Below are 26,774 nucleotides of genomic sequence, written 5' to 3'. Positions count from 1 at the left end.
CGGTTCAGGCGGGGTCTCGCTAAACTCGCCTTCGGCTCAAACAACGCGATCCCTGATCCGCCTGAACCTGCGCTCCTCGGCGCATCCACAAGGGGTGGGGAAGGAATACCAATACCTAAGAAACAAGGACTCGCCACGGCGAGTCCTTGTTGTCTTGGTTTGTTCTTTGTATTTCTATCTTCCGTTCCCGCTTCCGCTCCCGATTGCCCCGTCCTGGCTGGGCCGAGGAGCGCAGACGTAGGCGGATCAGGGATCGCGCTTGTCTGAGCCGAAGGCGAGTTTGCGCGAGACCCCGCCGTAGTCGAGCACCGCAGGTTGCCCGTAGCGCAGCGTAGGGACCCAGACTGCGGGTCGCCTTTTCTTTGGTGACTTTCTTTTGGCGAAGCAAAAGAAAGTTACTTGCTGCCGGCAACCCCGGCCAGCAGCACTCAGCCGAGAGCGCGCCGTCGGAACGCGGACCAGCCTAGCCCACTGGGGAACAGAACCCGAATTTCATGCGCCGCGAGCACGTCCACCTTTCTCAGCCCAGGTCCTCGTCCACCGAATCTGCATAACCCGCAACATGACAAGCATCCCCAAAGCCAACGCGGCAAAAAAGAAGAACCCCCACATATAGGTACCAGCATATTGCTTGGACACCCCCATGGCATTGGGCACCAACCCACCGCCGAGCGCACCGATCTCCCCAATCATCGAACCAGCCACCGCAGTAGCCAGCGGCCATCGCAAAGGCACCAGTTGAAAGAGCGCACCGTTACCCGCGCCCAGGGCGGCAAAGCACAGCATCACCAGAAGCGTGGTGGCCACAAGAGAGCCGCCGGCCAGGCCGCAGGCGACCAGGGTGGCGGCGATGGTGAGCAGCACCACGCTCAGGGTGTTGACGCCGCCCCAGCGGTCGGAAATCCAGCCGCCGAAGATTCGCAATGCGGCGCCCATGAAGGCCGCCAGCATGGACAGCTGGCCCGCCTGCACCTTGCTGACGCCGAACTGGTCGTAGTAGTAGGAGGGCAGGAAGGTGGCCAGGCCGATAAAGCCGCCGAAGCTCACCGCGTAGATCAGGCTGAAGGCCCAACCGTCTTTTTCGAACAGGCAGGCGACGTGCTCGCGCAGCGTGGCGTGGCTGTCCACGTCGTCGGGTTCCTTGGCAAACACGATCATGGCGATCAGCGGCAGCAGCATGGCCACGGCGGCGATGCCGTAGACCGACTGCCAGCCGAAGCGCTGGGCCAGCGCGGGCGCCACCAGCACCGAGACGGCGGTGCCGACGTTGCCGGCGCCGACCAGGCCCATGGCCAGGCCCTTGTAGCGCGGCGGGAAGGAGCCGGAGCCGAGGCTGAGCGCGACGCCGAAGCTGGCGCCGGCGATGCCGAGCAGGACGCCCATGGCCAGCAGGCTGCTGTAGGAGTCGACCACGAAGTAGCCGAACAGCAGCGCCACCATGATCAGGCCCATTTCCACCAGCGTGGCATTTTTGCGGCCTATGTACTGGGCCAGCACGCCCAGCGGAAAGCGCATCAGCGCGCCGGCGAAGATGGGCACCGAGAGCATCACGCCCTTTTGGGTGGGCGAAAGGTTATAGGTCTCGGAAATAAAGGGCGCCATGGCCCCGTTCATGACCCAGATGCAACATGAGAAGGCGAAGTAAAAAAACGCCGCCCCCAGCGTGGGCGCGTGACCGGCCTTGAGAAAACTACGAAACCCCGCCATGGTGCAAGTTCTTTCTGTGAAGATGGTTGATTCACAGAATCAGTGCAAAAAGGGTGCCACCATGGGGCATGCAAAACGCACCCTTGAAGCGCGGTTTTGGCCCTGGTTCCTGTTTATTTTGGTGCGCCGCACAAAATACGTGCACCAAGGCCGCCCTGGCAGGCCTGGCGGGTAGTCAGTTCTTGCGGTCCATGTCGACGCACACCATGGCCGAATAGTGGTTCCAGCGCAGCGTGATGACATAGGGGCGGGTGCGCACCCGGGCTTTCATGCCCTGCGTGCCCTGCATCTTGACCGGCACCGAGATCTGCAACTCGGACCCCAGGGCCTTGCGCGCGTTGCCGGCCAGCGTGTTGGCGATCTCGCCCACCGCGTCCAGCAGGTTGCCGTCGCTGAGGTCGGTCTCATGCTGCAGCAGCAAAATCTCGCGCACCAGCTTGCCCGGCATGGAGACCATCACATGGCCGTTGTGGCTGCCTGAAAAGGCCACGATGCCGTTGAATTCAAAGCCTTCGATATCGCCCGTGCCGAGGTAGGCCGAGGTGATTTGCGGCTCCTGCCGGGTCGTGACTTTCAGGTAATGCCGGATCGAGTCGACAAACAGCTTGAGGTCGGTTTCGTTGAGTGTGGCCACAGCGGTCTTCCTTAACGCATGTCGGCGATGTCGAGCAATGCCATCTGCAGCTCTTCATCGGTGAAAGGTTTGGCGACAAAGCCCCGCGCGCCCAGTTTGAGCGCCTGGATGGCCGTCGATTTGTCGCTGAGCGCGCTGACCACCAGGATCTTGACCGTCGGGTCCAGCTTGAGCAGCGCGGAAATGCATTCGATGCCGTCCATCTCGGGCATGGTCAGGTCCATGGTGACGACTTCGGGCCGCGTGGCCCGGGCCAGCCGCACGGCTTCGTGGCCGTTTTTGGCCAGGCCCGCGAGCACGATGCCCTTGATGCCGCCGTTTTGCACCACGCGCGAGATGCGCGTGCGGATCATGTTGGAGTCGTCAACAATCAGCAGTCGCATGGTGAGCCTCCTTTTGCGATTGAGGTGGGGGTTGGTTTGGGATGTGGGTCATGTCATGCGGCCTCAGGAAAACACGACCCGGAACTCGGTGTGCTGGCCGGGCGTGCTGGACAGCAGCAGGCGCGCGCCCAGGCTCTGCACGTTGGCTTGCACCAGGTCCAGGCCGACGCCGCGGCCGGCATGCCGGGACGTTCCGCCGGCGGTGGAGAACCCGGGCTTGAAGATGTTCGCGACGATCTGCCTGTCGCTGAAACTCTCCAACTGCTCGGCGTTGTACCAGCCAAGTTCCAGCAGGCGCCGCCGCATGTCGGCTGCCTTCAGGCCGGCGCCGTCGTCGCGAACGGTGAGCTGCCACTGCCCGGCCTCGTCCTGGCCCAGCGCCACGCTGACCTGGCCTTCGGCGGCTTTGCCGGCGGCCTGCCGCGCGGCGGGTTTTTCCACGCCGTGCACCACGGCGTTGCGCAGCAGCTGGATGGCGATCTCACGCACCAGGTGCATTTTGGCCGGCGGTATATCGGGTGTGCCGGCCATGCGCAGGTCGGTGTTCACGCGTTTGCCGCAGTCAGCGGCCACCTCGGCCGCCAGTTGCGCAAGCGCGGTGTTGAGACCCTGTGGCGAGTCGCCTGAGCCGGACGCTGCGCTATCGCCTGAGCGCTTGCGACTCAGGGCTTTGAAGGCGCCGACCTTGGACAGCAGGTCCTCCAGCGGCAGCGGCAGGGCCAGCAGCGCGTCACCGGTGGCGGCGCCGTTGTCCTTGAGTTTTTGCAGTTCGCTCTCGAACTGGTGCGCCAGCGTGGCCAGGATTTCCAGGCCCAGGGAAGCGGCATCGCCCTTGAAGGCGTGGATGCGGCGGTAGGCGCCGTCCACGGCCTTGAGCACCTGGGCTTCCGAGGCGGCTGAAGAGGTGCTGCGCAGCAGGTCGTTGACTTCCAGCAGCGAGGCCTCGGCGCGCTCGACAAAGGCCCGCATCATGGCCGGCTCGGTCTCGAAGGCCTTGAGCATCATGGACAGCTCTTTTTGCGAGCGCTGGCGCTCGCCGGCCAGCCTGGCCTGCAGTTCGACCTTCTGCGTGATGTCCTGCACGGTGACCAGCAGGTGCCGCACGGCGGCGCCGTCCTGAACCCGGTTGAAATGAAAGGACAGGTAGCGGGCCGTGTCCTGGCCCAGCCGGTTCCTGACGGTGAGTTCGACTTCGGAGAGCGGGTTGATGCCCTGGACCAGTTGCTCCTTCACATGCGGCGAGAACAGCAGCTCGACATAGTCGCGCGCATCGGTCAGGGCTTTGGCGGACACCAGCGTGGACAGCACCTCGAAGAAATTCTGGCCCGGCGCCAGCGTCTTGCCGAACAGCGCGTGGGTCGAAAGGGACAGCTGGGAGCCGAGCTGGTGCCCCGGCGTCAGCAGGAACAGGCCTTCACGGACGCTGGTGAGGATTTCACGGGTTTCCTCGGTCGCCGCTTCAATCGCGGCGTCGGAGATTTTCAGGCGCCTCAGGAACTTGAACAGGATGAAGGCGAAATTCAGCAGGGCCAGCACGATGCCGCCGGTCTGCACCATGCGCAGCACGCTGGCGCGCGATGCGCCTATCTGCTGTGTTTCGGTCACGAAGTCGTTGGCCGCACCCAGCAGCTGGATGTTGTGGGCCTGGCTGTAGGCCAGCGCGGCGGCCAGCTCCTGCTGCGTGAAGTTGTCGCCGGCCAGCAGCGGCTGGAGCAGGGCGAAGTAGGGCTTCCAGACCAGCTCCACCTTTTCCTCGAGCTCACGGCCGCGGCTGGACACCACGGGCTCCAGGTAGACCGGCTTGCCGTCGCCGCCCGGAATGGTGCCGCCTTCGCGAAACGCCAGTTGCGACACCTGGAAGATTTTGGCGCCCGCGCGCAGCTCCGCCAGGGTTTCGGGCTTGTAGGCTGCGCCCGAGACGCGCATGGCGTCAAGCTCCAGCAGGGTGCGCGCGACGCGTTGCGAGACGACGCGCTGGCGCCCCGAGAGGTTGATGGCCACGGTGTCCTGGTCGATCTTGAACGAGGTGTAGAAGTTCAGGACCAGCACCCCGAGGTCGAACAGCAGGAAGAAGGCGACCGCGATGATGATTTCGCGGTACTTTCCGAGCGAGGCAAGGCCTTGCGAAGGCGCGGTGCGCGTGCCCTGGGGGACAACGATTCTGTCGGCGCCTCGAACAGGCAAAACAGCAGACATGGAAACCCTCCCTATGCTAATTTTTGTGGCGGTCGCCGCGCCCTTTCGCGGCGCGGGTTCCCGTGGGCTCTGTCAGGCCGCTTTTTCGACGTGGCCCTGGCGTGTGTAGAGAAAATCGATCACGGCCTTGCGGTAGCCCAGGTAGCGGATGTCCTCGGCCAGCGCCACGCGCGAGCGGGGCCGCGGCAGTTCGACCTGCAGGATTTCGCCGATCGTGGCCGAGGGGCCGTTGGTCATCATCACGATGCGGTCCGAGAGCAGCACCGCCTCGTCGACGTCATGGGTCACCATCACCACCGTGCTCTGCGTGGTCGCCACGATCTGCAGCAGCTCGTCCTGCAGCTTGGCGCGGGTCAACGCGTCCAGCGCGCCGAAGGGTTCGTCGAGCAGCAGCACCTTGGGCTCCATCGACAGCGCGCGCGCGATGCCGACGCGCTGCTTCATGCCGCCCGATATTTCGCCGGGGCGCTTTTGCGCCGCCGCGGTCAGTCCGACCATGGCCAGCGCCGCATCGGTGCGGGCCTTGAGCTGGGCCTTGTTTTCAGTTGCCGAGAAGACGCGCTCGACTGCCAGGTAGACGTTTTCAAAACAGGTCAGCCAGGGCAGCAGCGAGTGGTTCTGGAACACCACGGCGCGCTCGGGCCCGGGTCCGGCGATTTCACGGTTGGCGCACAGCAGGCTGCCCTCGGTGGGCGTCGTCAGGCCGGCGATCAGGTTCAGCAGCGTGGACTTGCCGCAGCCCGAATGGCCGATCAGCGCGACGAACTCGCCCTTGGCGACCGTCAGGTTGATGTTCTGCAGCGCACGGAACGGCCCTTTTTTTGTCTTGAAGGTTTGCGCTACGCCCTGGATCTCGATGTACTTGGTGGTGAAGGATGTCATGGCTTGGTTCCTTTCGAGATCAGTTCTTGACTTCTTCAAACGTGAAGGCGGTGGCCAGCTTGATCAGGGCGAACTCCAGCACCAGGCCGACGATGCCGATCACGAAGATCGCGATGATGATGTTCTTGACGTTGAGGTTGTTCCACTCGTCCCAGACCCAGAAGCCGATGCCGACGCCGCCGGTCAGCATCTCGGCCGCGACGATCACCAGCCAGGCGGTACCGACGGCCAGGCGCACGCCGGTCAGCATGTAAGGCAGCACGGCGGGGAAGAGGATCTTGGTGACGATCTTCCATTCGCTGAGGTTGAGCACGCGCGCCACATTCATGTAGTCCTGCGGCACGCGCTGCACGCCGACGGCGGTGTTGATGATCATGGGCCAGATCGAGCAGATGAAGATGGTCCAGATGGCGGCCGGGTTGGCGCCCTTGAACACCAGCAGGCCTATCGGCAGCCAGGCCAGCGGTGAGACCGGGCGCAGCAGGCTGATCAGCGGGTTGAACATGCGGCTCAAAAAGTTGAAGCGGCCGATCATGAAACCGACCGGGATGCCGACAACGGCCGCCATGCCGAAGCCCATGGCCACGCGCTTGAGCGAGGACAGCACGTTCCAGCCCACGCCCTGGTCGTTGGGGCCCTTGCTGTAGAAGGGGTCGCTGAAGATCTGCACCGCCTGCGTGAAGGTGTCCCTGGGCGAGGGAATGCTGCCGCCCGTGCCCATGAAGACCAGCTCCCATACCAGCACCAGCAGGCCCAGGCCCAGCAGGGGCGGCAGCAGGGCCAGCCAGAGAAAAGAGGCGTCCCAGGGCGCGCGCGCCGGCGGGGTGGCGGCGGCCGCCTGCACCGCGGGGGAAGGGGTGGTGGGATTTGTCATGTCGTTGGCGGCGGGCGCCGATGGAAGGGCGCCGGTATCCCGGGCTCGGGCTTTGTCGCCGCCGCGGGCCGCGGGCGCGGCCTCGAGCGGGCTGTGGAATACGGCACTGACCATGGCGTGACCTCTTTGCGTGGGGTGGAAGGTTCGGTGGGCGGGTGGCGGGGCGCGGGCCTAGGCGTGAACCTTGAAGCTGTCGGCGTACTTTTTCGGGTCCTTGCCGTCCCAGACCGTGCCGTCCATCAGCTTGCTGCTGCGCATGATCTCTTTGGGAACGCTGGCCTTGGCGGCCGTGGCTGCCTGCTTGTAGACGTCGATGTGGTTGATCTGCTTGGCAATGCCCAGGTAGTCGGGATGCTCCTTGATCAGGCCCCAGCGCTTGTGCTGCGTGAGGAACCACATGCCGTCGGAGAGGTAAGGGAAGCTCACCGCACCGTCGTTGTAGAACTTCATGTAGTTGGGGTCGTCCCAGGTCTTGCCCATGCCGTTCTGGTAGCGGCCCAGGATGCGCTGGTTGATGGCGTCGACGCTGGTGTTGACGTAGCTCTTGTCGGCCACGGTCTCGGCCATCTTGTTCTTGTTGGAGAGGCTGGCGTCAATCCATTTGCCGGCCTCGATGATGGCGGCGGTGACGGCGCGCGCGGTGTTGGGGTATTTCTTGACGAAGTCGGCGGTGGTGCCCAGCACTTTTTCGGGATGATCCTTCCAGACGTCCTGGGTGGTCACTGCGGTCACGCCTATGCCGTCGATGATGGCGCGGTGGCCCCAGGGCTCGCCCACGCAGAAGCCGTCCATATTGCCCACGCGCATATTGGCCACCATCTGCGGCGGCGGCACGGTGATGACCTTGGCGTCCTTCATCGGGTTGATGCCGTTGGCGGCCAGCCAGTAGTACAGCCACATGGCGTGCGTGCCGGTGGGAAAGGTCTGGGCGAAGGTGTATTCGCGCTTGTCGCTGGCCATCAGCTTGGCCAGGCCCGCGCCGTCGACGGCGCCCTTGTCGGCGAGCTTCTTGGACAGCGTGATGGCCTGGCCGTTGTTGTTGAGCGTCATCAGCACGGCCATGTCCTTCTTGGGGCCGGCCGTGCCCATGTGCACGCCGTAGACCAGGCCGTAAAGCACGTGGGCGAAGTCCAGTTCGCCGTTGACCAGCTTGTCGCGCACGCCGGCCCAGCTGGCTTCCTTGGTCGGGATGATCTTGACGCCGTATTTCTGGTCTATGCCCAGTACCGAGGCCATCACCACCGAGGCGCAGTCGGTCAGGGGGATGAAGCCGATCTTGACTTCCTTTTTCTCGGGCGCGTCGGAGCCTTGGGCATACACGGCGGCGCGCAGGGCGGGGTTGATGCCCACGGCGCCCACGGCCGCGGCCTGCAGCACGGTGCGGCGTGTCAGCGAAGATTTCAGCAGTTCAGTCATGTGTCGGCTCCAGGTAAAAAAAGCAAAAGACAAAAACAAAAAAGGCGCTCGACCCGGGCAGCCACGTTGAACGTGATGCAGGGTGCGAACGCCTTTGTTCCTTGGGGCACCACACACTTCGCCGTTGAAGTGCTGTGCCGGATGGCCATCATTGACCAGTGCCTAGGGCATTGCAAAAGCTGTGCCAGGGTTGGCCAGCGTTGCCAAAAGAGTTGTTCTTGAGAGTGGAGATGCCAGGGAAGTCTTCTTGTGCCTGCAATCACGCACGCCCTGAAAAAACTTCACATGGTCGAAGCGCCGCGATGTGGATCCCGATAGGTGCACCTGATTTGTGCGCTGCACCAATTGAGGGTGGCCGGGGCGGCCAAGCCGGTGGATCAGCCCAGCAGGTCCAGGGCGTCCAGCATGCGCTGGGCCACTTCGCCAAGCCGCAGGCCCTTGTCCATGGCGGCCTTGCGCAGCTTTTCGTAGGCGGCCTGCTCCGAGAGTCCCTGGCGCTGCATCAGCATGCCCTTGGCCCGGTCTATGACCTTGCGCTCATGCAGCTCGGTTTTGGCGTGCGCCAGTTCCTTGCGCAGGCCCTGCTCGTGCTCAAAGCGCGCCATGGCCACGTCCAGGATGGGACGGATACGGTCCGGGGACAGGCCGGCCACCACATAGGCTGACACGCCGGCAGCGACGGCGTCCTTGACGTGGCTGGTGTCGTTGTCATTGGTGAACAGCACGATGGGCCGACGGGCGTCCCGGGTCGCCATCACCACGTGCTCCAGCGAATCGCGGGCTTCGCTTTCGGCGTCCACGATGATCATGTCGGGTTGCAGTTGCGCCAGTCGTTCGTCCAGGAAGGTGTCGGCCGGGAGCACCGCGACGATGTTGTAACCGTTCTCCAGCAGCCCGATGCGCAACTGGCGAGAGCGTTCGGCCAGTTCCCGCGCATGGGCGTCATCGGATACGGACTCCAGCAGGTCCGGGGCGATGATGACAAGGCGCAGGGATTGGGACGGTGTCATGGAGCCGTAAGTGCAAGAAACGTGCCCCCACGGTCGCGCACTTCGTGTCGCTCCCTGCCCCGCCGAGGGGGCCGCCCGCCTGCGGCCCGGCAAAGCCGGTTCCGCGGCTCATGCTGGTGTGAAGAACTTCACGGTCGCAAGTTGGGATGGTTCGCCTCCTTTGGGGGCATTGCCTAAACCTTACACTCGAATGATGGTAGTTCTTGGAATCGAATCGAGTTGTGACGAAACCGGTGTGGCGCTGGTGGATGCCAGCGGCAGTGCCGTGCCGCGCCTGCTGTCGCACGCCCTGTTCAGCCAGATCGACATGCACCAGGCTTATGGCGGTGTGGTGCCTGAGCTGGCGAGCCGGGACCATATCCGGCGTGTTTTGCCTTTGACGCACCAGGTGATGGCGGAGGCGGGCAGCAGCCTGGCACAGGTCGACGTGGTGGCTTACACGCGCGGGCCCGGTCTTGCGGGAGCGCTGCTGGTGGGCGCTGGCGTAGCCTGTTCGCTGGCAGCGGCGCTGGGCAAACCGGCCATGGGGGTGCATCACCTGGAGGGCCACCTGCTGTCGCCTTTCCTGAGCGCGGATCCGCCTGAGTTTCCTTTTGTGGCCTTGCTGGTCTCCGGCGGGCACACGCAGCTGATGCGGGTGGACCGCGTGGGCAGCTACGAGCTGCTCGGTGAAACCATTGACGACGCGGCCGGCGAGGCTTTTGACAAGTCGGCCAAGCTCATGGGCCTGCCTTATCCCGGTGGACCGCATCTGTCCAAACTGGCAGAGGGGGGCGACGGGACCGCTTTCAAGCTGCCGCGGCCTTTGCTGCACAGCGGCGACCTGGACTTTTCGTTTGCCGGGCTCAAGACCGCAGTGCTGACGCAGGCCAAAAAGCTGGGGCCGGACCTGGAAAGCCGCAAGGCTGACCTGGCGGCGGCCACGCAGGCGGCAATTGTGGAGGTGCTGGTGAAGAAGTCATTGGCCGCCATGGCGCAAACCGGGCTCAAGCGGCTGGTGGTGGCGGGCGGCGTTGGCGCCAATGCTTTGCTGCGCAGTCAACTCAATGCTGTGTGCAAGCAGCGCGGTATTCGTGTGCATTACCCCGAACTGCATTTGTGCACCGACAACGGCGCCATGATCGCGCTTGCTGCCGGCATGCGGCTGCAAACCGGGCTTGAAGCGCTAAAGCGCAGCTACACCTTTGACGTGAAGCCGCGCTGGAATCTTGTGGAATTGCAGGCAGAGCCGGCCTGAGCCGTACCGCCTGAAGTCCGGACGATCCAATTACTGGATATCGAGGTGCGTCACGTTGCTGACGGGGACCTTCTTGGCCAGCGCCAACGTCAGCACACCGTTTTCCAGCTTGGCGCTGCTGTTGGCGGTGTCGATTTCCAGCGGGAAGCGCCAGGCAGCCTTGATCTTGCGGGGAGCATCTTCCTTGCTGGACACGCGAACCACGTCGCCTTCGATGCCGATGTCCAGATGCTCGCGGGCCAGGCCGGGAACGTCGAGTTGCAGGCTATAGGCCTTTTCAAGGTCTTCGACGCTGGCGGATTTGGCGGCGCCGGTGTCGGAGAGCGAGGTGAAGGTGTCGTTGAGGAATTTTTCGAGTGCGCCGTTGCTCACGACGGGTGCATAGTGGCGATGAAAAGCGCGAGCGGGGCGGTTGGCGAGAGAGTAAAACATGGCGATTCCTTGATGGGTTAACAAGGGGCGGTTTCCCCTTACACTGCGCGGCGTTCACCGTGATTGCCGCATGCACACCAGTTAGGTGTGCTGCCGTTTTATTCAAGCGAAATCAAGCGAAAACAGGGATCTATTTTTTTATGCATACACACTTGAAACGCCTGTTCACGGCCCTATGTCTCTGCGCCTGCGTGGGGGCCGGCGCGCAAACCGCCAGTCAGCCGCCGGTACGCATCGCATTGATCGAAAGCCTGTCGGGTGCCTTCGCCAACACCGGCGAAGCGGTGTTCCGCAACCTGGTCTGGGCGACCGAGCGCGTCAACGCGCGCGGCGGCGTCAAGCTGGCCGGCGGGCCGCGCAACCTGGTGGTCGAGCGCTACGACAACAAGGGCCAGAACGAAGAGGCGCTGGCGGCCTTGCGCTCGGCGATCGACGACGGCGTGACCATCATCGCGCAGGGCAATTCGTCGGCCATTGCGGCGGTGCTCATCGACGCCATCAACAAACACAACGAGCGCGAGCCGAAAAAACGCGTGCTGTTCCTGAACTACTCGGCGGTCGACCCCGTCCTGACGAACGAGAAGTGCAGCTACTGGCACTTCCGTTTTGACGCGCACGCCGACATGCGCATGGCAGCGCTCATGGACGTGCTCAAGGACGACAAGGCGCTCAAAAGTATTTACCTGATAGGGCAGGACTACAGCTTTGGCCAGGCGGTGCTGCGCGAGGCGCGCAAGCAGTTGGGCGCGCAGCGCCCCGACGTGCAGATCGTGGGCGACGAGCTGCACGCGCTGGGTCGCGTCAAGGATTTCATCCCCTATGCCGTGAAGATCAAGGCCAGCGGCGCGCAGGCGGTGCTCACGGGCAACTGGGGCAACGACCTGACCTTGCTGATCAAGGCCGCCAAGGAAGTGGGCTATGAGGGCAAGTTCTACACCTTCTACGGCAATGCGCTGGGCGTGCCGGGCGCGCTGGGTGATGCCGGCGTGGGCAAGGTGGTGGCCGTGGCCGACTGGTTCCCGAACGAGGCGGGTGCGCAGTCCGAGGCTTTTTACCAGTCCTTCCGCCAGCGTTTCCCCAAGCCGCAGGACGACTATGTGCACATGCGCATGCAGCTGATGGTCGAGGCCCTGGCCCAAAGCCTGGACAAGGCCGGCAGCGCCGAGGCCGGCGCGCTGGCGGCGCAATTGGAGCGTGGTACCGTGAGCTTCGCGGGCCACCAGGGCACGATGCGCGCGCTGGACCACCAGTTCCAGCAGCCGCTGCTGGTGGCGTTGATGGGCAAGCAGGGCTCGCCGGGCGTGAAGTTCGACGTGGAAGGTTCGGGCTACGGTTTTCGTGTCATCAAGACGATTTCGCCCGAGCGGGCCGAGCAGCCGAGCAGCTGCAAGATGGTCCGGCCCTGAGCTTTTATTCCTTTTCTGATTGACAGACGCCGGCAGGCAGATCGAACCATTCCCATGAGACAGGCCGTTTTAAACCTTGAAGAATCCATGATCCGCCAGGTCGCCAATGCCGGCATGGGGCGCAGCGACGTGCTCAAGTTCTGGTTTGGCGAAAGCGACGAGGTCACGCCGGCCTTTATCCGCGACGCGGCGGCCGCCTCGCTGCAGCAGGGCGAGACTTTTTATGCCCACAACCTGGGCCTGGCTGAGTTGCGCGAGGCGATTGCGGGCTATGCCACGGGCCTGCGCTGCCCGGGCGCCGCGCCGATCACGGCCGAACGCATCGCGGTCACGTCGGGCGGCGTCAATGCGCTGATGCTGGCCGTCCAGGCGCTGGTCGATGCGGGCGACGAGGTGGTGGCGGTGACGCCGGTCTGGCCCAACCTGACGGCCCAGCCGGCCATCATGGGTGCGCGGGTCAAGTGCGTCAGCCTCAAGCCGGTGGCGGGTGAATGGCGGCTGGACATGGCTGAGTTGCTGGCCGCCATCACCCCGGCGACCAAGCTGCTGATCGTCAACGCGCCCAACAACCCTACGGGCTGGACCCTGGCGCGCGCCGAGCAGGAGGCCATCCTGGCGCACTGCCGGAAGACCGGTACCTGGATCCTGGCCGACGAGGTCTATGAGCGGCTGTATTACGAGCCCACCCCGAATGGCTGCGCCCCCAGCTTCCTGGACATTGCGGCGCCGGAAGACCGCCTGGTGGTGGTCCACAGCTTTTCCAAAAGCTTTCTGATGACAGGCTGGCGCCTGGGCTGGCTGGTGATGCCGGCCGCCATGACGCCGCACATGGGCAAGCTGGTGGAGTTCAACACCTCCTGCGCGCCGGTGTTCGTGCAGCGGGCCGGGCAGGTGGCCATTGAGCGCACGGCCGAGATCACGCCGCGCGTGGTGGCCCACCTCAAAACCTGCCGCGATACCCTGGTGCCGTTGCTGCAGGCGGTGCCGGGTGTACAGCTGGCGCCGGCCAAGGGCGGTATGTACGCCTTTTTCCGGCTGGAAGACCCCGCCCGCTTCGGCGACTCCCTGGAGACCGCCAAACGCCTGGTCGTGGAGGCCGGGCTGGGCCTGGCGCCCGGCAATGCCTTCATGGTCAACCCGGGGCCCGAAGCCCAGGGCTGGCTGCGCTGGTGTTTCGCCAGCCAGGACGTCGCCAGGTTGGGGCAGGGGGTTGAGCGGCTGAAACGCTGGCTTGGGCTATAATCCAAGGCTCTGCGCAGTTTGAGGCCTTAAATACAGGTTTTTGGCCTTTTGCCTGCCGGAACACGACGAAAGCGGTTTATTCAAGTCCCATGTCGGGAACGCTGCTTCGCTCGCAAGCGCACCTCGGTGCAAGAAAGAGAAAACATGATTGCAAAATCAATCAAGGCCGAAATCGTTCAGGCCAACGCACGTGCCGCCGGCGACACCGGCAGCCCTGAAGTTCAAGTGGCGCTGCTGACCGGCCGCATCAACGAACTGACCCCCCATTTCAAGGCCAACGCCAAAGACCACCACGGCCGCCGCGGCCTGCTGCGCATGGTGAGCCGCCGCCGCAAGCTGCTGGACTACCTGAAGTCCAAAGATGCTGACCGTTACACCGCGCTGATCGCCAAGCTTGGCCTGCGCAAGTAATCGGTAAAAACGATTTGAAAGCGCCTGAGTTAGTTCACTAGCTCAGGCGCTTTTTACTTCGGAGCAAGGCAAAACGAGCACGCGCTGTGTCATTCCACAAGAAAAGCCCCGGTCAGACCGCTGATCCCAGGCATTTTGTGGAATGGCATCGTGTTCAGCCAGCCGCCGCTCCGGGCCTCCCGCGCTGCCTCAAGCGTGTGAATTTAGTGGAGATAAGAACATGAGCATTTTCAACAAAGTCACCAAATCCTTCCAGTGGGGCCAGCACAAGGTCACGATGGAAACCGGCGAGATCGCCCGCCAGTCCAGCGGCGCCGTCGTCGTTGACATGGACGGCACCGTGGTGCTGGCCACTGTGGTCGCCAAGACCGATGCCAAGCCCGGCCAGGACTTCTTCCCTCTGACCGTCGACTACCTCGAGAAAACCTACGCCGCCGGCCGCATTCCCGGCAGCTTCTTCAAGCGCGAAGGCCGCCCCAGCGAATTCGAAACGCTGACCTCGCGCCTGATCGACCGCCCGATCCGCCCGCTGTTCCCCGAAGGCTTCTTCAACGAAGTGCAGGTCGTGATCCACGTGCTGTCGCTGAACCCTGAAGTCGAAGGCGACATCCCCGCGCTGATCGCATCGAGCGCCGCCCTGTCGATCTCCGGCATTCCGTTCAACGGCCCCATCGGCGCAGCGCGCGTGGCCTACATCGACGGCCAGTACGTGCTGAATCCCGGCAAGACCCAGCTCAAGGATTCGAAGATGGACCTCGTCGTGGCCGGCACCGAAGCCGCCGTGCTGATGGTCGAGTCCGAAGCCCAGCAGCTGTCCGAAGAAATCATGCTCGGCGCCGTGGTGTTCGGCCATGAGCAGGGCAACATCGCCATCAACGCGATCCATGAACTCGTGCGCGACGCCGGCAAGCCGGTCTGGGACTGGAAAGCTCCCGCCAAGAACGAGCCGCTGATCGCCAAGGTCAACGAACTCGCCGGCGCCAAGCTGCAAGCCGCTTACCAGATCCGCGCCAAGCAAGCCCGTACGCAAGCCTGCCGCGTGGTGACGTCCGACGTCATGGCGGCGCTCAAGGCCGACGGCGTGGAATTCGACGGCGTGGCCGTTGAAGGCATGCTGTTCGACATCGAAGCCAAGATCGTGCGCAGCCAGATCCTGGCCGGCGAACCCCGCATCGACGGCCGCGACACGCGCACCGTTCGCGCGATTGAAATCCGCAACAGCGTGCTGCCCCGTACCCACGGCTCGGCCCTGTTCACGCGCGGCGAAACCCAGGCGCTGGTCGTGACCACGCTGGGCACCGAGCGCGACGCGCAGCGCATCGACGCGCTGTCCGGCGACTACGAAGACCGCTTCATGCTGCACTACAACATGCCTCCGTTCGCCACCGGCGAAACCGGCCGTGTCGGCAGCCCGAAACGCCGCGAAATCGGCCACGGCCGCCTGGCCAAGCGTGCGCTGATCGCCGTGCTGCCTACGAAGGAAGAATTCCCGTACACCATGCGCGTGGTGTCTGAAATCACCGAGTCCAACGGCTCCTCGTCGATGGCTTCGGTCTGCGGCGGCTGCCTGTCGCTGATGGATGCCGGCGTGCCGATGAAAGCCCACGTGGCCGGCATCGCCATGGGCCTGATCAAGGAAGACAACCGCTTCGCCGTGCTGACCGACATCTTGGGCGATGAAGATCACCTGGGTGACATGGACTTCAAGGTTGCCGGTACCACCTTCGGTATCACCGCGCTGCAGATGGACATCAAGATCCAGGGCATCACCAAGGAAATCATGCAGGTCGCGCTGGCCCAGGCCAAGGAAGCCCGCATGCACATCCTGGGCAAGATGCAGGAAGCCATGGGCGAGGCCAAGGCTGAAGTCTCCGACTTCGCACCGCGCCTCTACGTCATGAAGATCAACCCCGAGAAAATCCGCGACGTGATCGGCAAGGGCGGCGCCGTCATCCGCGCGCTGACCGAAGAAACCGGCACGCAGATCAACATCGAGGAAGACGGCACCATCACCATCGCCTCGAACGACAGCGCCAAGGCCGACGAGGCCAAGCGCCGCATCGCCGAGATCACCGCTGAAGTCGAAATCGGCAAGGTCTACGAAGGTCCGGTCACCAAGATCCTGGACTTCGGCGCCCTGATCAACCTGCTGCCCGGCAAGGACGGCCTGCTGCACATCAGCCAGATCGCCCACGAGCGCGTCGAGAAGGTCACCGACTACCTGAGCGAAGGCCAGATCGTCAAGGTCAAGGTTCTTGAGACCGACGAAAAAGGCCGCGTCAAGCTGTCGATGAAGGCCTTGCTGGACCGTCCGGCCCAGGACCAGGACCGCGGCTGATCCTTCCTGCGACGGATTTTGCTGCTGCCGGCACCCGTGCATCGGGCGCCGGTGGCGCAAATGAACTGCATACCCCATGAAAGCTGTTGAAATTACCTCCTACGGCGCGCCCGAGGTGTTGCGTCTGGGCGCCCGCCCGGAACCCACCAACGGCGCCGGAGAGGTGGTGATCCGCGTGAGCGCCAGCGGTGTGAACCGCCCCGACGTCTTGCAGCGCATGGGTAACTACCCTGTGCCGCCGGGTGCCTCCGACATCCCGGGCCTTGAAGTGGCCGGCGTGATCGTCTCCGGCGATGCGCAAGCCATGGCCGCTGCCGGCCTCAAGCCCGGCGACCGTGTCTGCGCGTTGGTGGCGGGCGGGGGGTATGCCGAACTGTGTGTCGCGCCCGTGGGGCAATGTCTGCCGGTGCCTGAGGGCCTTAGCGACATCGAAGCGGCTTCGCTGCCCGAGACCTTCTTCACGGTCTGGAGCAATGTCTTCGAGCGCGCCCACCTGCAGCCGGGTGAAACCCTGCTGATCCAGGGCGGCTCGAGCGGCATCGGCGTCACCGCCATCCAGATCGCCAAGGCCATGGGCGCCACGGTGCTGGTTACGGCCGGCAGCGACGACAAGTGCGCGGCCTGCATCGCCCTGGGGGCTGACCACGCCATCAACTACAAGGCCAGCGACTTTGCCGAAGAGGTGAAAAAGCTGACCAACGGGCAGGGCGTCAACGTCATCCTCGACATGGTGGCCGGCAGCTACGTGGCGCGTGAAGTCGAGTGCCTGGCCGAAGACGGCCGCCTCGTCATCATCGCGGTGCAAGGCGGCGTCAAGGCCGAGCTCAATGCCGGCCTGGTGCTGCGCAAGCGCCTGACCATCACCGGTTCGACCCTGCGTCCGCGTTCGATCGAGTTCAAGGCGGCGATTGCAAAAGCGCTGAAGGAAAAAGTCTGGCCCTTGCTTTCCGCGGGCCGGATCAAGCCCGTCATCCACAGCACGTTTGCGGCGGCCGATGCGGCCAAAGCCCATGCACTGATGGAGTCGAATTCACATATCGGCAAAATTGTCTTGACCTGGTGAGCCAAAGATGAAAAAACTCATTGCGGGAAACTGGAAGATGAACGGCAGCCTGGCCGCCAACGCGGCCCTGCTGGACGCGCTGTCGCAAGGCCTGGCCGCCGCGCCTGCCGCGTGCGAAGTGGCGGTCTGCGTTCCCGCGCCCTATCTGGCGCAGGTGCAGGCCATGCACTCCGCGCAGGCCGGCCTCGCGTCCATCGAACTGGGCGCGCAGGATGTCTCGGCGCAAGCCTCGGGTGCTTACACGGGTGAGGTGAGCGCCGCCATGCTCAAGGATTTCGGCTGCCGCTTTGCCATCGTCGGCCATTCGGAACGCCGCCAGTACCATGGCGAAAGCGATTTGCTGGTGGCCGAGAAAGCCAAAGCCGCGCTGGCATCGGGCATCACGCCCATCGTCTGCGTGGGCGAGACGCTGGCCGAGCGCGAAGCCGGCCACACCGAAGAAGTCGTCAAGCGCCAGCTGGCCGCGGTGATCCACACCAACGGCCATTGCATCAGCGAAATCGTCGTGGCCTATGAGCCCGTGTGGGCCATAGGCACCGGCAAGACCGCGTCACCCGAAGAGGCCCAGGCTGTGCACGCGGTGCTGCGCGCTCAGTTGAAGGCCGCCACGGACCAGTTCGCGCGTGTGAAAATCCTGTACGGCGGCAGCATGAACGCTGCCAATGCGGCAACGCTGCTGGCCCAGCCCGACATCGACGGCGGCCTGATTGGCGGCGCCTCGCTCAAAGCCCCCGATTTTTTGACCATTATTGCTGCAGCCCGCAAGTAACGAGCGCAGAACGCTATTAATTTAGGAGTAGATATGAACGTAGTATTGACCATTGTCCTCGCCGTGCAAATGCTGTCGGCGCTCGGCATGATTGGCCTGATCCTGGTGCAGCACGGCAAGGGCGCCGACATGGGCGCGGCGTTCGGCAGCGGCGGCTCCGGCAGCCTGTTCGGCGCCAGCGGCAGCGCCAACTTCCTGTCGCGCACTACCGGTGTCCTCGCGGCGCTATTTTTTGCATGCACCTTGCTGCTTGCTTACTTCGGCGGCAGCTCGCTGCCGCGCAGCGGTTCCAGCGTCCTGGAAGGCACTGCGGTGAGCGCACCGGCGCCTGCCGGTGCGGCTTCCGGCGCGGCCCAAATTCCCGCAACCACGGCACCGGCGAGCGGCAGCGCAGCGGTTCCAGCGACACCCGCGCCCGCCGCATCGGGCGCCGCGCAAATCCCGACGAAATAACGTGTTTTTGCTGCCGCCTCTCGTCGGGGGAGGCGGTATTTCAGGGTAAACTCTATGACTGCCTGGAAAGCCAAAACCGCAAGGTTTCCTCATGCCATCCAGTCAGTTAAATACCGCGGACGTGGTGAAATTGGTAGACACGCTATCTTGAGGGGGTAGTGCCGAAAGGTGTGCGAGTTCGAGTCTCGCCGTCCGCACCAGAACAAGCATCGGCAGCAGCGCTCCGGCGATGCTGTCGCCTTAAACGGCAAGCTGAACAAACCGCGCAGGTGGCTTTTCAGAAGTTGAATCCACGATGAACCTCGATCAATACCTTCCTGTTCTCCTGTTCATTCTGGTCGGTGTGGGTGTCGGCGTGGTGCCCCAGGTCCTGGGGCGTTTGTTGGGCCCTGTGCGCCCCGACAGCGAAAAAAATTCCCCTTACGAATGCGGCTTCGAGGCTTTCGAAGATGCCCGCATGAAATTCGATGTGCGCTACTACCTGGTCGCCATCCTCTTCATTTTGTTTGACCTCGAAATCGCCTTCCTCTTTCCCTGGGCCGTGGCGCTCAAGGAAATCGGCCCCGTCGGTTTCTGGTCGGTCATGATTTTCCTGGGCATTCTGGTCGTGGGCTTCGTCTACGAGTGGAAAAAGGGTGCGCTGGACTGGGAATAAGAAGCTAAGAATCCCGAGGGTTCTCTAGGCGGTTCTCGCCACAAAGGTACGGGTATGTCACTTGAAGGTGTTTTCAACGAAGGCTTCATGACCACGAGTTACGACTCGGTGGTGAACTGGGCCAAGACGGGTTCGCTCTGGCCCATGACATTCGGCCTGGCCTGTTGCGCCGTCGAAATGATGCATGCGGGCGCGGCGCGCTACGACCTCGACCGCTTCGGCATGTTGTTCCGTCCCAGCCCGCGCCAGTCCGACTTGATGATCGTGGCTGGCACACTGTGCAACAAGATGGGCCCGGCCCTGCGCAAGGTCTACGACCAGATGTCCGAGCCGCGCTGGGTGCTGTCCATGGGCTCCTGCGCCAACGGCGGCGGCTATTACCACTACAGCTATTCCGTGGTGCGCGGCTGCGACCGCATCGTGCCGGTGGACGTCTACGTGCCCGGCTGCCCGCCCACGGCCGAAGCGCTGATGTACGGCATCATCCAGCTGCAGCAGAAAATCCGCCGCACCAACACGATTGCGAGGGCATAAGACATGTCCTCTTCTCCCGTGTCCATGGAGCAACTCGCCGAAACGATTCGTGCCGTCCTTGGCGACAAGGTCAAAAGCCTGAAGACTGCGCTGGGTGAAATTACCCTCACGGTCTCCGCCGCCGACTACCTCGCGGCCGCCACCACGCTGCGCGATGCGCCCGGCTGCCGCTTCGAGCAACTCATCGATCTCTGCGGCGTCGACTATTCCGAATACCGTGACGGCCAGTACGACGGCCTGCGCTACTGCGTGGTCTCGCACCTGCTGTCGGTCAGCCTCAACCAGCGCGTGCGCCTCAAGGTGTTCTGCCCCGACGACGATTTCCCCGTGGTGGATTCGCTCAACGGCATCTGGAACTCGGCCAACTGGTTCGAGCGCGAAGCCTTCGACCTCTACGGCATCATCTTTGAAGGCCACAACGACCTGCGCCGCATCCTGACCGATTACGGTTTCATCGGCCATCCTTTCCGCAAGGACTTCCCGACCTCGGGCCACGTCGAGATGCGTTACGACCCTGAGCAGAAGCGCGTGATTTACCAGCCGGTCACCATAGAGCCGCGCGAGATCACCCCGCGCGTGATCCGTGAAGACAACTACGGCGGCCTGCAGTAAGCGGCGCCGGCAAGAGATACCCACATGGCTGAAATCAAAAACTACACGCTCAACTTTGGACCGCAGCATCCCGCGGCGCACGGCGTGCTGCGCCTGGTGCTCGAGCTTGACGGTGAAGTAATCCAGCGCGCCGACCCGCACATCGGCCTGCTGCACCGCGCCACCGAAAAGCTCGCCGAAAGCAAGACCTACATCCAGTCGCTGCCTTACATGGACCGGCTGGACTACGTCTCCATGATGTCCAACGAGCAGGCTTACTGCCTGGCCATCGAGAAGCTGCTGGGCGTCGACGTGCCGGTGCGCGCGCAATACATCCGCGTGATGTATGCCGAAATCACGCGCCTGCTCAACCACCTGCTGTGGCTGGGCGCGCACGGTTTCGACTGCGGTGCGATGAACATCCTGATTTACTGCTTCCGCGAGCGCGAGGCGCTGTTCGACATGTACGAAGCCGTCTCCGGCGCGCGCATGCACGCGGCCTACTTCCGTCCGGGCGGCGTTTACCGTGACCTGCCCGACAGCATGCCGCAGTACCGCGTCAGCAAGGTCAAGAACGCCAAGGCCATCGCCGCGCTCAACGAAAACCGCCAGGGCTCGCTGCTCGACTTCATCGAGGACTTCACCAACAAGTTCCCCGGTTACGTCGACGAATACGAAACCCTGCTGACCGACAACCGCATCTGGAAGCAGCGCACCGTCGGCGTCGGCGTCGTCTCGCCCGAGCGCGCGCTCAACCTCGGCTTCACCGGTCCCATGCTTCGCGGTTCGGGTTTCGCCTGGGACCTGCGCAAGCAACAGCCCTACGACGTCTACGACAAGATGGACTTCGACATCCCGGTTGGCAAGACCGGTGACTGCTACGACCGCTACCTGGTCCGCGTCGAAGAAATGCGCCAGTCCAACCGCATCATCAAGCAGTGCGTCGACTGGCTGCGCGTGAACCCCGGCCCCGTGATCACCAGCAACCACAAGGTCGCCGCGCCGGATCGCGAATCCATGAAGTCCAACATGGAAGAGCTGATCCACCACTTCAAGCTCTTCACCGAAGGCTTCCATGTGCCCGAAGGCGAAGCCTATGCGGCGGTCGAGCACCCCAAAGGCGAGTTCGGCATCTACATCGTCAGCGACGGCGCCAACAAGCCCTATCGCCTGAAGATCCGCCCGCCGGGTTTCCCGCACCTCGCGGCCATGGACGAAATGTCGCGCGGCCACATGATCGCCGACGCCGTCGCCGTGATCGGCACCATGGATATTGTGTTCGGTGAAATTGACCGGTAGTCCCCATGATTTCTGAACAAACCAGAGCGCGCTTCGACCGCGAAGTCGCCAAATACCCCGCGGACCAGAAACAGTCGGCCGTCATGGCCTGCCTGACCATCCTGCAGGAAGAGCACGGCTACGTCAGCGCCGAAAGCGAGAAGGTCGTGGCCGAATACCTCGGCATGGCGCCGATCGCCGTGCACGAGGTCACCACCTTCTACAACATGTACAACCAGCGCCCCGTTGGCAAGTACAAGCTCAACGTCTGCACCAACCTGCCTTGCCAGCTGCGCGACGGCGCCAAGGCGCTCAAACACCTGGAGCACAAGCTCGGCATCGCCATGGGCGAGACCAGCGCCGACGGCCTTTTCACGCTGCAGCAGTCCGAATGCCTGGGCGCCTGCGCGGATTCTCCGGTGATGCTCGTCAACGATCTCACCATGTGCAGCTTCATGAGCAACGAGAAGCTGGACCAGCTCATCGAAGGCCTTCAATCCGCCGAGGCAAAGCAACCATGACGCTCGCACCCCTGACCCCCAACAGCGCAGCCGCGCAGAGCGTGCTGTCCCAGTTTTCGGCGACCGGCGTGCAGACCTGCTTCCACGGCCGGCACATCAATCCGCAAATCCTGGCCGACCTCAACGGCAGCAACTGGCGCCTCAAGGACTACGAGGCTCGCGGCGGCTATCAGGCCCTGCGCAAGATCCTCAAGCAAGACGGCGGCGAGGGCATGACGCCCGACCAGGTGATTGCTGAAGTCAAGGCCGGCAGCCTGCGCGGCCGCGGCGGCGCGGGTTTCCCGACCGGGCTCAAATGGAGCTTCATGCCGCGCCAGTTCCCGGGTCAGAAATACCTGGTCTGCAATTCGGACGAGGGCGAGCCGGGCACCTGCAAAGACCGCGACATCATGCAGTACAACCCGCACAGCGTGATCGAGGGCATGGTGATCGCCGCCTACGCCATGGGTATCAGCGTGGGTTACAACTACATCCACGGCGAAATCTTCGCGACCTACCAGCGCTTTGAAGAAGCCCTGGAAGAAGCGCGCGCCGCCGGCCTGCTGGGCAACAACATTTTCGGCAGCGGCTTCAGCTTCCAGCTCCACGCCTCGCACGGCTTCGGTGCCTACATCTGCGGCGAAGAAACCGCGCTGCTCGAGTCGCTCGAGGGCAAAAAAGGCCAGCCGCGCTTCAAGCCGCCGTTCCCGGCGAGCTTCGGCCTCTACGGCAAGCCCACCACCATCAACAACACCGAGACCTTCGCGGCTGTGCCCTGGATCATCCGCAACGGCGGCCAGGCCTACCTCGAATGCGGCAAGCCCAACAACGGCGGCACCAAGATCTACTCGGTGTCCGGTGACGTCGAGCTGCCGGGCAACTATGAAGTGCCCATGGGCACGCCGTTCTCCAAGCTGCTGGAACTCGCCGGCGGCGTGCGCAAGGGTCGCACGCTCAAGGCCGTGATTCCCGGCGGCTCCTCGGCGCCCGTGCTGCCGGCTTCCATCATGATGGAATGCACCATGGACTACGACTCCATCGCCAAGGCCGGCTCCATGCTGGGCTCGGGCGCGGTGATCGTGATGGACGACAGCCGCTGCATGGTCGAGTCGCTCAAGCGCCTGTCTTACTTCTACATGCACGAATCCTGCGGCCAATGCACGCCCTGCCGCGAAGGCACGGGCTGGCTCTGGCGCGTCGTGGACCGCATCCACAACGGCCACGGCAAACAAACCGACATGGACCTGCTCAACTCGGTGGCCGACAACATCCAGGGCCGCACCATCTGCGCACTCGGCGATGCCGCGGCCATGCCGGTGCGCGCCATGATCAAGCATTTCCGCCATGAGTTTGAAGCCATGATCAAGACGCCAGCCTATCAAGCTCCCGCATCCCAGGCTTCGGCCGCCGCGCAAGCCTGAGTTCCGGAAAGAAAAAAATATGGTTGAAATAGAACTCGACGGCCAGAAGGTGGAAGTGCTGGAGGGCAGCACGGTGATGCATGCGGCTGAAAAAGCCGGCACCTACATTCCGCACTTCTGCTATCACAAGAAGCTCAGCATTGCCGCCAACTGCCGCATGTGCCTGGTCGACGTGGAGAAGGCGCCGAAGCCCATGCCGGCCTGCGCCACGCCCGTCACCCAGGGCATGATCGTGCGCACCAAGAACGACAAAGCCATCAAGGCCCAGAAGGGCGTGATGGAATTCCTGCTGATCAACCACCCGCTGGACTGCCCGATCTGCGACCAGGGCGGCGAGTGCCAGTTGCAGGACCTGGCTGTCGGCTACGGCGGCAGCGAATCGCGTTACGAAGAGGAAAAACGCGTGGTCTTCCATAAGGACGTCGGCCCGCTGATTTCCATGCAGGAGATGAGCCGCTGCATCCATTGCACGCGCTGCGTGCGCTTCGGCCAGGAAGTGGCCGGCGTGATGGAGCTCGGCATGTCGCATCGCGGCGAACACGCCGAGATTGAAACCTTCGTCGGCATGTCGGTGGACTCCGAGCTGTCCGGCAACATGATCGACATCTGCCCGGTCGGCGCGCTGACCAGCAAGCCTTTCCGCTACAGCGCCCGTACCTGGGAGCTGTCGCGCCGCAAGTCGGTCAGCCCGCACGATTCGACCGGCGCCAACCTGATCGTCCAGGTCAAGAGCAACAAGGTCATGCGCGTGGTGCCCCTGGAGAACGAAGACATCAACGAATGCTGGATCGCCGACCGCGACCGCTTCTCGTATGAAGCCCTCAACGGCGACGAACGCCTGACCAGCCCCATGCTCAAGCAGGGCGGTGAATGGAAAGCCGTCGACTGGCAGACCGCGCTCGAATACGTGGCCAACGGCCTCAAGCAGATCAAGGCCGACCACGGCGCCGGCAGCATAGGCACCCTGGCCAGCCCGCACAGCACGCTCGAAGAGCTTTACCTGGCTGCCTCATTGATGCGCGGCCTCGGTAGCGAGAACATCGATTACCGCCTGCGCAACGCCGAGTTCGCCGCGCCTTCGGCCATCCGCTGGCTGGGCACCTCCGTCGCCTCGCTGTCGCAGCTGCAGCGCGTGCTGGTGGTCGGCTCCAACCTGCGCAAGGATCACCCGCTGTTCGCGCAGCGCATACGCCAGGCCGTTCGCAAGGGCGGGGCGCTGAGCACCATCAACTCCGCCGCCGAACTGGCAAGCGCCGACGCGTGGGCCATGCCCGTCGCCAACACGCTGCTGGCTTCGCCCGAAGCCTGGGCCCAGTCCCTGGCCGACGTGGCCGCCGCGATTGCCGCCGACAAGGGCGTCACCGCGCCCGCAGCCGGCAATGCCACCGATGCCGCCAAGGCCATTGCCAAGTCCCTGCAGGGCGGCGAACGCAAAGCCATCCTGCTGGGTAATGCCGCGGCGCACCACGCCAAGGCCTCCAGCCTGCTGGCGCTTGCCAACTGGATTGCCGCGCAGACCGGCGCCACCGTGGGTTACCTCACGGAAGCCGCCAACACCGTGGGCGCCCAGCTGGCCGGCGCCTTGCCTTCAGGCAAGGGACTCAACGCAGGCCAGATGCTGGACGGCCAGCTCAAGGCGGTGATCCTGCTCAACAACGAACCCGAGTTCGACTCGGCCGCGGGCGCCAGGGCCAAATCCACGCTCAACGCCGCGCAAATGGTCGTGACGCTGAGCCCCTTCAAGGCCAACATGGGTTTCAGCGACGTGCTGCTGCCGATCGCGCCTTTCACCGAAACCCCCGGCACCTTCGTGAACGCCGAAGGCCGCGTGCAAGGTTTCCATGCCGTCGTCAAGCCGCTGGGCGATACCCGTCCGGCCTGGAAGGTGCTGCGTGTGCTCGCCAACCTGCTGGACCTGCCCGGTTTTGATTTCGAGTCCTCGCAGGATGTGCTCAAGCAGGTCGCAGGTGCCGATGCGGCGCAGCTTCCCGTGGACAAGCTCGGCAACGGCACCCAGGCCGCTATCGACCTGTCGGCGGCTCCCGCCCAGGCGCCTGCCGTGGCCAGCATCTACCAGCTCGACGGGCTGGTCAGGCGCGCTACGTCGCTGCAGCTGACGGCGGATGCCCGCCAGGCCGCTGGCCTCGGAGCGAAGCTCGAAGGAGTGGCGGCATGATTGATGGAATCTTCGCCTTCGGCCAGGGTCTGATGGGCGGCATCTGGCCGGCCACCGTATGGCCTGTGCTGTGGACGCTCATCAAGATCGTCTGTGTCCTGCTGCCGCTGATGGGCCTCGTGGCCTACCTCACCTTGTGGGAACGCAAGGCCATCGGCTTCACCCAGATTCGCCTCGGCCCCAATCGCGTCGGGCCTTTCGGCTTGCTGCAGCCGATTGCCGATGCACTCAAGCTGCTGACCAAGGAAATCATTATCCCCACGGCGGCCAGCAAAGGCCTGTTCGTGCTCGGCCCCATCATGACCATCATGCCGGCCCTGGCCGCCTGGGCCGTGATTCCCTTCGGGCCCGAGATCGCGCTGGCCAACATCAATGCCGGCCTGCTGTTCCTGATGGCCATCACCTCGCTGGAGGTCTACGGCGTGATCATCGCGGGCTGGGCTTCCAACTCCAAATACGCCTTCCTCGGCGCCATGCGCGCCTCGGCGCAAATGGTCAGCTATGAAATCGCCATGGGCTTTTGCCTGGTGGTGGTGCTCATGGTGTCCGGCAGCCTCAACATGACCGACATCGTGATGAGCCAGGGCAAGGGCATGCTGGCAAGCAACGGCTGGACCTTCCTGTCCTGGAACTGGCTGCCGCTGCTGCCGATCTTTGTCGTGTATTTCATCTCCGGCCTGGCCGAGACCAATCGCCACCCGTTCGACGTCGTTGAAGGTGAGTCCGAAATCGTGGCCGGCCACATGGTCGAGTACTCGGGCATGGCCTTCGCGATGTTCTTCCTCGCCGAATACGCCAACATGTGGCTGGTCGCCATCCTGGCCGTGCTGCTGTTCCTGGGCGGCTGGCTGCCTCCGGTCGAAGCGTTGAGCTTCATCCCGGGCTGGATCTGGCTCGGCGCCAAGACCTTTGTGGTGGTCACCATGTTCCTGTGGGTGCGCGCCACCTTCCCGCGTTTTCGCTACGACCAGATCATGCGCCTGGGCTGGAAGATTTTCATTCCCGTGACCCTGGTCTGGCTGGTGGTCGTCGGGGCCTGGATGCAGACCCCCTACAACATCTGGAAGTGACTATGAGCCCCCACGTTCGCTCACTTCGTGTAGCTCTCTGCCCCCCGAGGGGGCCGCTGCGCCTGCGGTCTGGCAAAGCCAGTCCCGCGGCCCCTG

At 63.8% G+C, this 26,774-nt stretch carries 25 protein-coding genes and 1 tRNA gene; 17 read left to right on the top strand and 9 right to left on the bottom strand.

The features are described from left to right. Window positions 1-492: 492 nt before the first annotated feature. From AC1D1F_RS21595 to AC1D1F_RS21560, 8 genes are all read right to left on the bottom strand, one after another. Window positions 493-1,707, bottom strand: coding sequence for an MFS transporter (locus tag AC1D1F_RS21595; protein ID WP_477654920.1), 1,215 nt, complete (start codon window positions 1,705-1,707; stop codon window positions 493-495). A 175-nt stretch (window positions 1,708-1,882) separates the two neighbouring features. Next, window positions 1,883-2,341 carry a chemotaxis protein CheX gene (locus AC1D1F_RS21590; RefSeq protein WP_477654921.1) on the bottom strand — a complete coding sequence of 153 codons (459 nt, stop codon included), beginning with the start codon at window positions 2,339-2,341 and terminating at the stop codon, window positions 1,883-1,885. Between the two features lie 11 nt (window positions 2,342-2,352). After that, a complete protein-coding gene (locus tag AC1D1F_RS21585; RefSeq protein WP_436155290.1) occupies window positions 2,353-2,724 on the bottom strand; it encodes a response regulator transcription factor in 372 nt (123 codons plus the stop codon). A gap of 63 nt (window positions 2,725-2,787) precedes the next feature. After that, window positions 2,788-4,920, bottom strand: a complete 2,133-nt coding sequence (locus AC1D1F_RS21580) for an ATP-binding protein (RefSeq protein ID WP_477676544.1) — start codon at window positions 4,918-4,920, stop codon at window positions 2,788-2,790. 72 nt (window positions 4,921-4,992) lie between these two features. Continuing rightward, entirely contained in the window at window positions 4,993-5,802 is an 810-nt protein-coding gene (locus AC1D1F_RS21575; protein ID WP_477676543.1) for an ABC transporter ATP-binding protein, read from the bottom strand. A 19-nt stretch (window positions 5,803-5,821) separates the two neighbouring features. Further along, window positions 5,822-6,790 (bottom strand): nitrate ABC transporter permease, encoded by a 969-nt coding sequence (gene ntrB, locus AC1D1F_RS21570; RefSeq protein WP_477696830.1) that lies wholly within the window; start codon window positions 6,788-6,790, stop codon window positions 5,822-5,824. A 57-nt stretch (window positions 6,791-6,847) separates the two neighbouring features. After that, the gene (locus tag AC1D1F_RS21565) at window positions 6,848-8,092 is read right to left on the bottom strand and encodes a CmpA/NrtA family ABC transporter substrate-binding protein (protein WP_436155286.1); all 1,245 of its coding nucleotides are present in this window, start codon (window positions 8,090-8,092) and stop codon (window positions 6,848-6,850) included. Window positions 8,093-8,469: 377 nt separating this feature from the next. Beyond that, window positions 8,470-9,102, bottom strand: a complete 633-nt coding sequence (locus tag AC1D1F_RS21560) for an ANTAR domain-containing response regulator (protein WP_007864505.1) — start codon at window positions 9,100-9,102, stop codon at window positions 8,470-8,472. Between the two features lie 193 nt (window positions 9,103-9,295). Between AC1D1F_RS21560 and tsaD the strand changes: the two genes are divergently transcribed. Then, entirely contained in the window at window positions 9,296-10,339 is a 1,044-nt protein-coding gene (tsaD, locus tag AC1D1F_RS21555) for a tRNA (adenosine(37)-N6)-threonylcarbamoyltransferase complex transferase subunit TsaD (protein WP_477696831.1), read from the top strand. A gap of 30 nt (window positions 10,340-10,369) precedes the next feature. On the opposite strand, the gene AC1D1F_RS21550 is transcribed toward tsaD, so the two are convergent. After that, on the bottom strand, window positions 10,370-10,771 hold the full coding sequence (locus AC1D1F_RS21550; protein ID WP_477696832.1) for an Hsp20 family protein: 402 nt from the start codon (window positions 10,769-10,771) through the stop codon (window positions 10,370-10,372). A gap of 140 nt (window positions 10,772-10,911) precedes the next feature. Between AC1D1F_RS21550 and AC1D1F_RS21545 the strand changes: the two genes are divergently transcribed. The 16 genes from AC1D1F_RS21545 (at window position 10,912) to nuoH (ending at window position 26,678) form a co-directional block, all read left to right on the top strand. After that, a complete protein-coding gene (locus tag AC1D1F_RS21545) occupies window positions 10,912-12,177 on the top strand; it encodes a branched-chain amino acid ABC transporter substrate-binding protein (RefSeq protein ID WP_477676540.1) in 1,266 nt (421 codons plus the stop codon). 54 nt (window positions 12,178-12,231) lie between these two features. Continuing rightward, window positions 12,232-13,419, top strand: coding sequence for a pyridoxal phosphate-dependent aminotransferase (locus AC1D1F_RS21540; protein WP_477676539.1), 1,188 nt, complete (start codon window positions 12,232-12,234; stop codon window positions 13,417-13,419). Between the two features lie 144 nt (window positions 13,420-13,563). Then, on the top strand, window positions 13,564-13,830 hold the full coding sequence (gene rpsO, locus AC1D1F_RS21535; RefSeq protein WP_436155280.1) for a 30S ribosomal protein S15: 267 nt from the start codon (window positions 13,564-13,566) through the stop codon (window positions 13,828-13,830). Between the two features lie 220 nt (window positions 13,831-14,050). After that, a complete protein-coding gene (gene pnp, locus AC1D1F_RS21530) occupies window positions 14,051-16,168 on the top strand; it encodes a polyribonucleotide nucleotidyltransferase (RefSeq protein WP_436155279.1) in 2,118 nt (705 codons plus the stop codon). A gap of 76 nt (window positions 16,169-16,244) precedes the next feature. Next, a complete protein-coding gene (locus tag AC1D1F_RS21525) occupies window positions 16,245-17,231 on the top strand; it encodes an NAD(P)H-quinone oxidoreductase (protein WP_477696833.1) in 987 nt (328 codons plus the stop codon). 7 nt (window positions 17,232-17,238) lie between these two features. Further along, on the top strand, window positions 17,239-18,000 hold the full coding sequence (gene tpiA, locus AC1D1F_RS21520; protein ID WP_477678453.1) for a triose-phosphate isomerase: 762 nt from the start codon (window positions 17,239-17,241) through the stop codon (window positions 17,998-18,000). 33 nt (window positions 18,001-18,033) lie between these two features. Beyond that, window positions 18,034-18,453, top strand: a complete 420-nt coding sequence (gene secG, locus AC1D1F_RS21515) for a preprotein translocase subunit SecG (protein WP_477696834.1) — start codon at window positions 18,034-18,036, stop codon at window positions 18,451-18,453. 115 nt (window positions 18,454-18,568) lie between these two features. Further along, window positions 18,569-18,653 (top strand) — tRNA-Leu (locus tag AC1D1F_RS21510). Between the two features lie 95 nt (window positions 18,654-18,748). After that, complete coding sequence (locus AC1D1F_RS21505) at window positions 18,749-19,108, top strand: NADH-quinone oxidoreductase subunit A (RefSeq protein WP_007864471.1); 360 nt, start codon at window positions 18,749-18,751, stop codon at window positions 19,106-19,108. Window positions 19,109-19,162: 54 nt separating this feature from the next. After that, complete coding sequence (locus tag AC1D1F_RS21500; protein ID WP_007864469.1) at window positions 19,163-19,642, top strand: NuoB/complex I 20 kDa subunit family protein; 480 nt, start codon at window positions 19,163-19,165, stop codon at window positions 19,640-19,642. Window positions 19,643-19,645: 3 nt separating this feature from the next. Beyond that, complete coding sequence (locus tag AC1D1F_RS21495) at window positions 19,646-20,254, top strand: NADH-quinone oxidoreductase subunit C (protein WP_477696835.1); 609 nt, start codon at window positions 19,646-19,648, stop codon at window positions 20,252-20,254. A 24-nt stretch (window positions 20,255-20,278) separates the two neighbouring features. Next, window positions 20,279-21,532: an NADH-quinone oxidoreductase subunit D gene (locus AC1D1F_RS21490; protein ID WP_436155274.1), complete on the top strand. Its 1,254-nt coding sequence runs from the start codon at window positions 20,279-20,281 to the stop codon at window positions 21,530-21,532. A 5-nt stretch (window positions 21,533-21,537) separates the two neighbouring features. After that, window positions 21,538-22,032, top strand: coding sequence for an NADH-quinone oxidoreductase subunit NuoE (gene nuoE, locus AC1D1F_RS21485; RefSeq protein ID WP_436155273.1), 495 nt, complete (start codon window positions 21,538-21,540; stop codon window positions 22,030-22,032). Then, a complete protein-coding gene (nuoF, locus tag AC1D1F_RS21480) occupies window positions 22,029-23,432 on the top strand; it encodes an NADH-quinone oxidoreductase subunit NuoF (protein WP_477696836.1) in 1,404 nt (467 codons plus the stop codon). The genes nuoE and nuoF overlap by 4 nt, the downstream gene beginning before the upstream one ends. Before the next feature lie 19 nt (window positions 23,433-23,451). Continuing rightward, entirely contained in the window at window positions 23,452-25,608 is a 2,157-nt protein-coding gene (gene nuoG / locus AC1D1F_RS21475; protein WP_477696837.1) for an NADH-quinone oxidoreductase subunit NuoG, read from the top strand. Further along, entirely contained in the window at window positions 25,605-26,678 is a 1,074-nt protein-coding gene (gene nuoH / locus AC1D1F_RS21470) for an NADH-quinone oxidoreductase subunit NuoH (protein ID WP_477671598.1), read from the top strand. The genes nuoG and nuoH overlap by 4 nt, the downstream gene beginning before the upstream one ends. Window positions 26,679-26,774 lie beyond the last annotated feature (96 nt).

The sequence above is a fragment of the Polaromonas sp. P1_H6 genome, assembly GCF_056405195.1.
The sequence above is the reverse complement of the archived record's forward strand: the minus strand, read 5'-3'. Positions and strand labels throughout refer to the sequence as shown.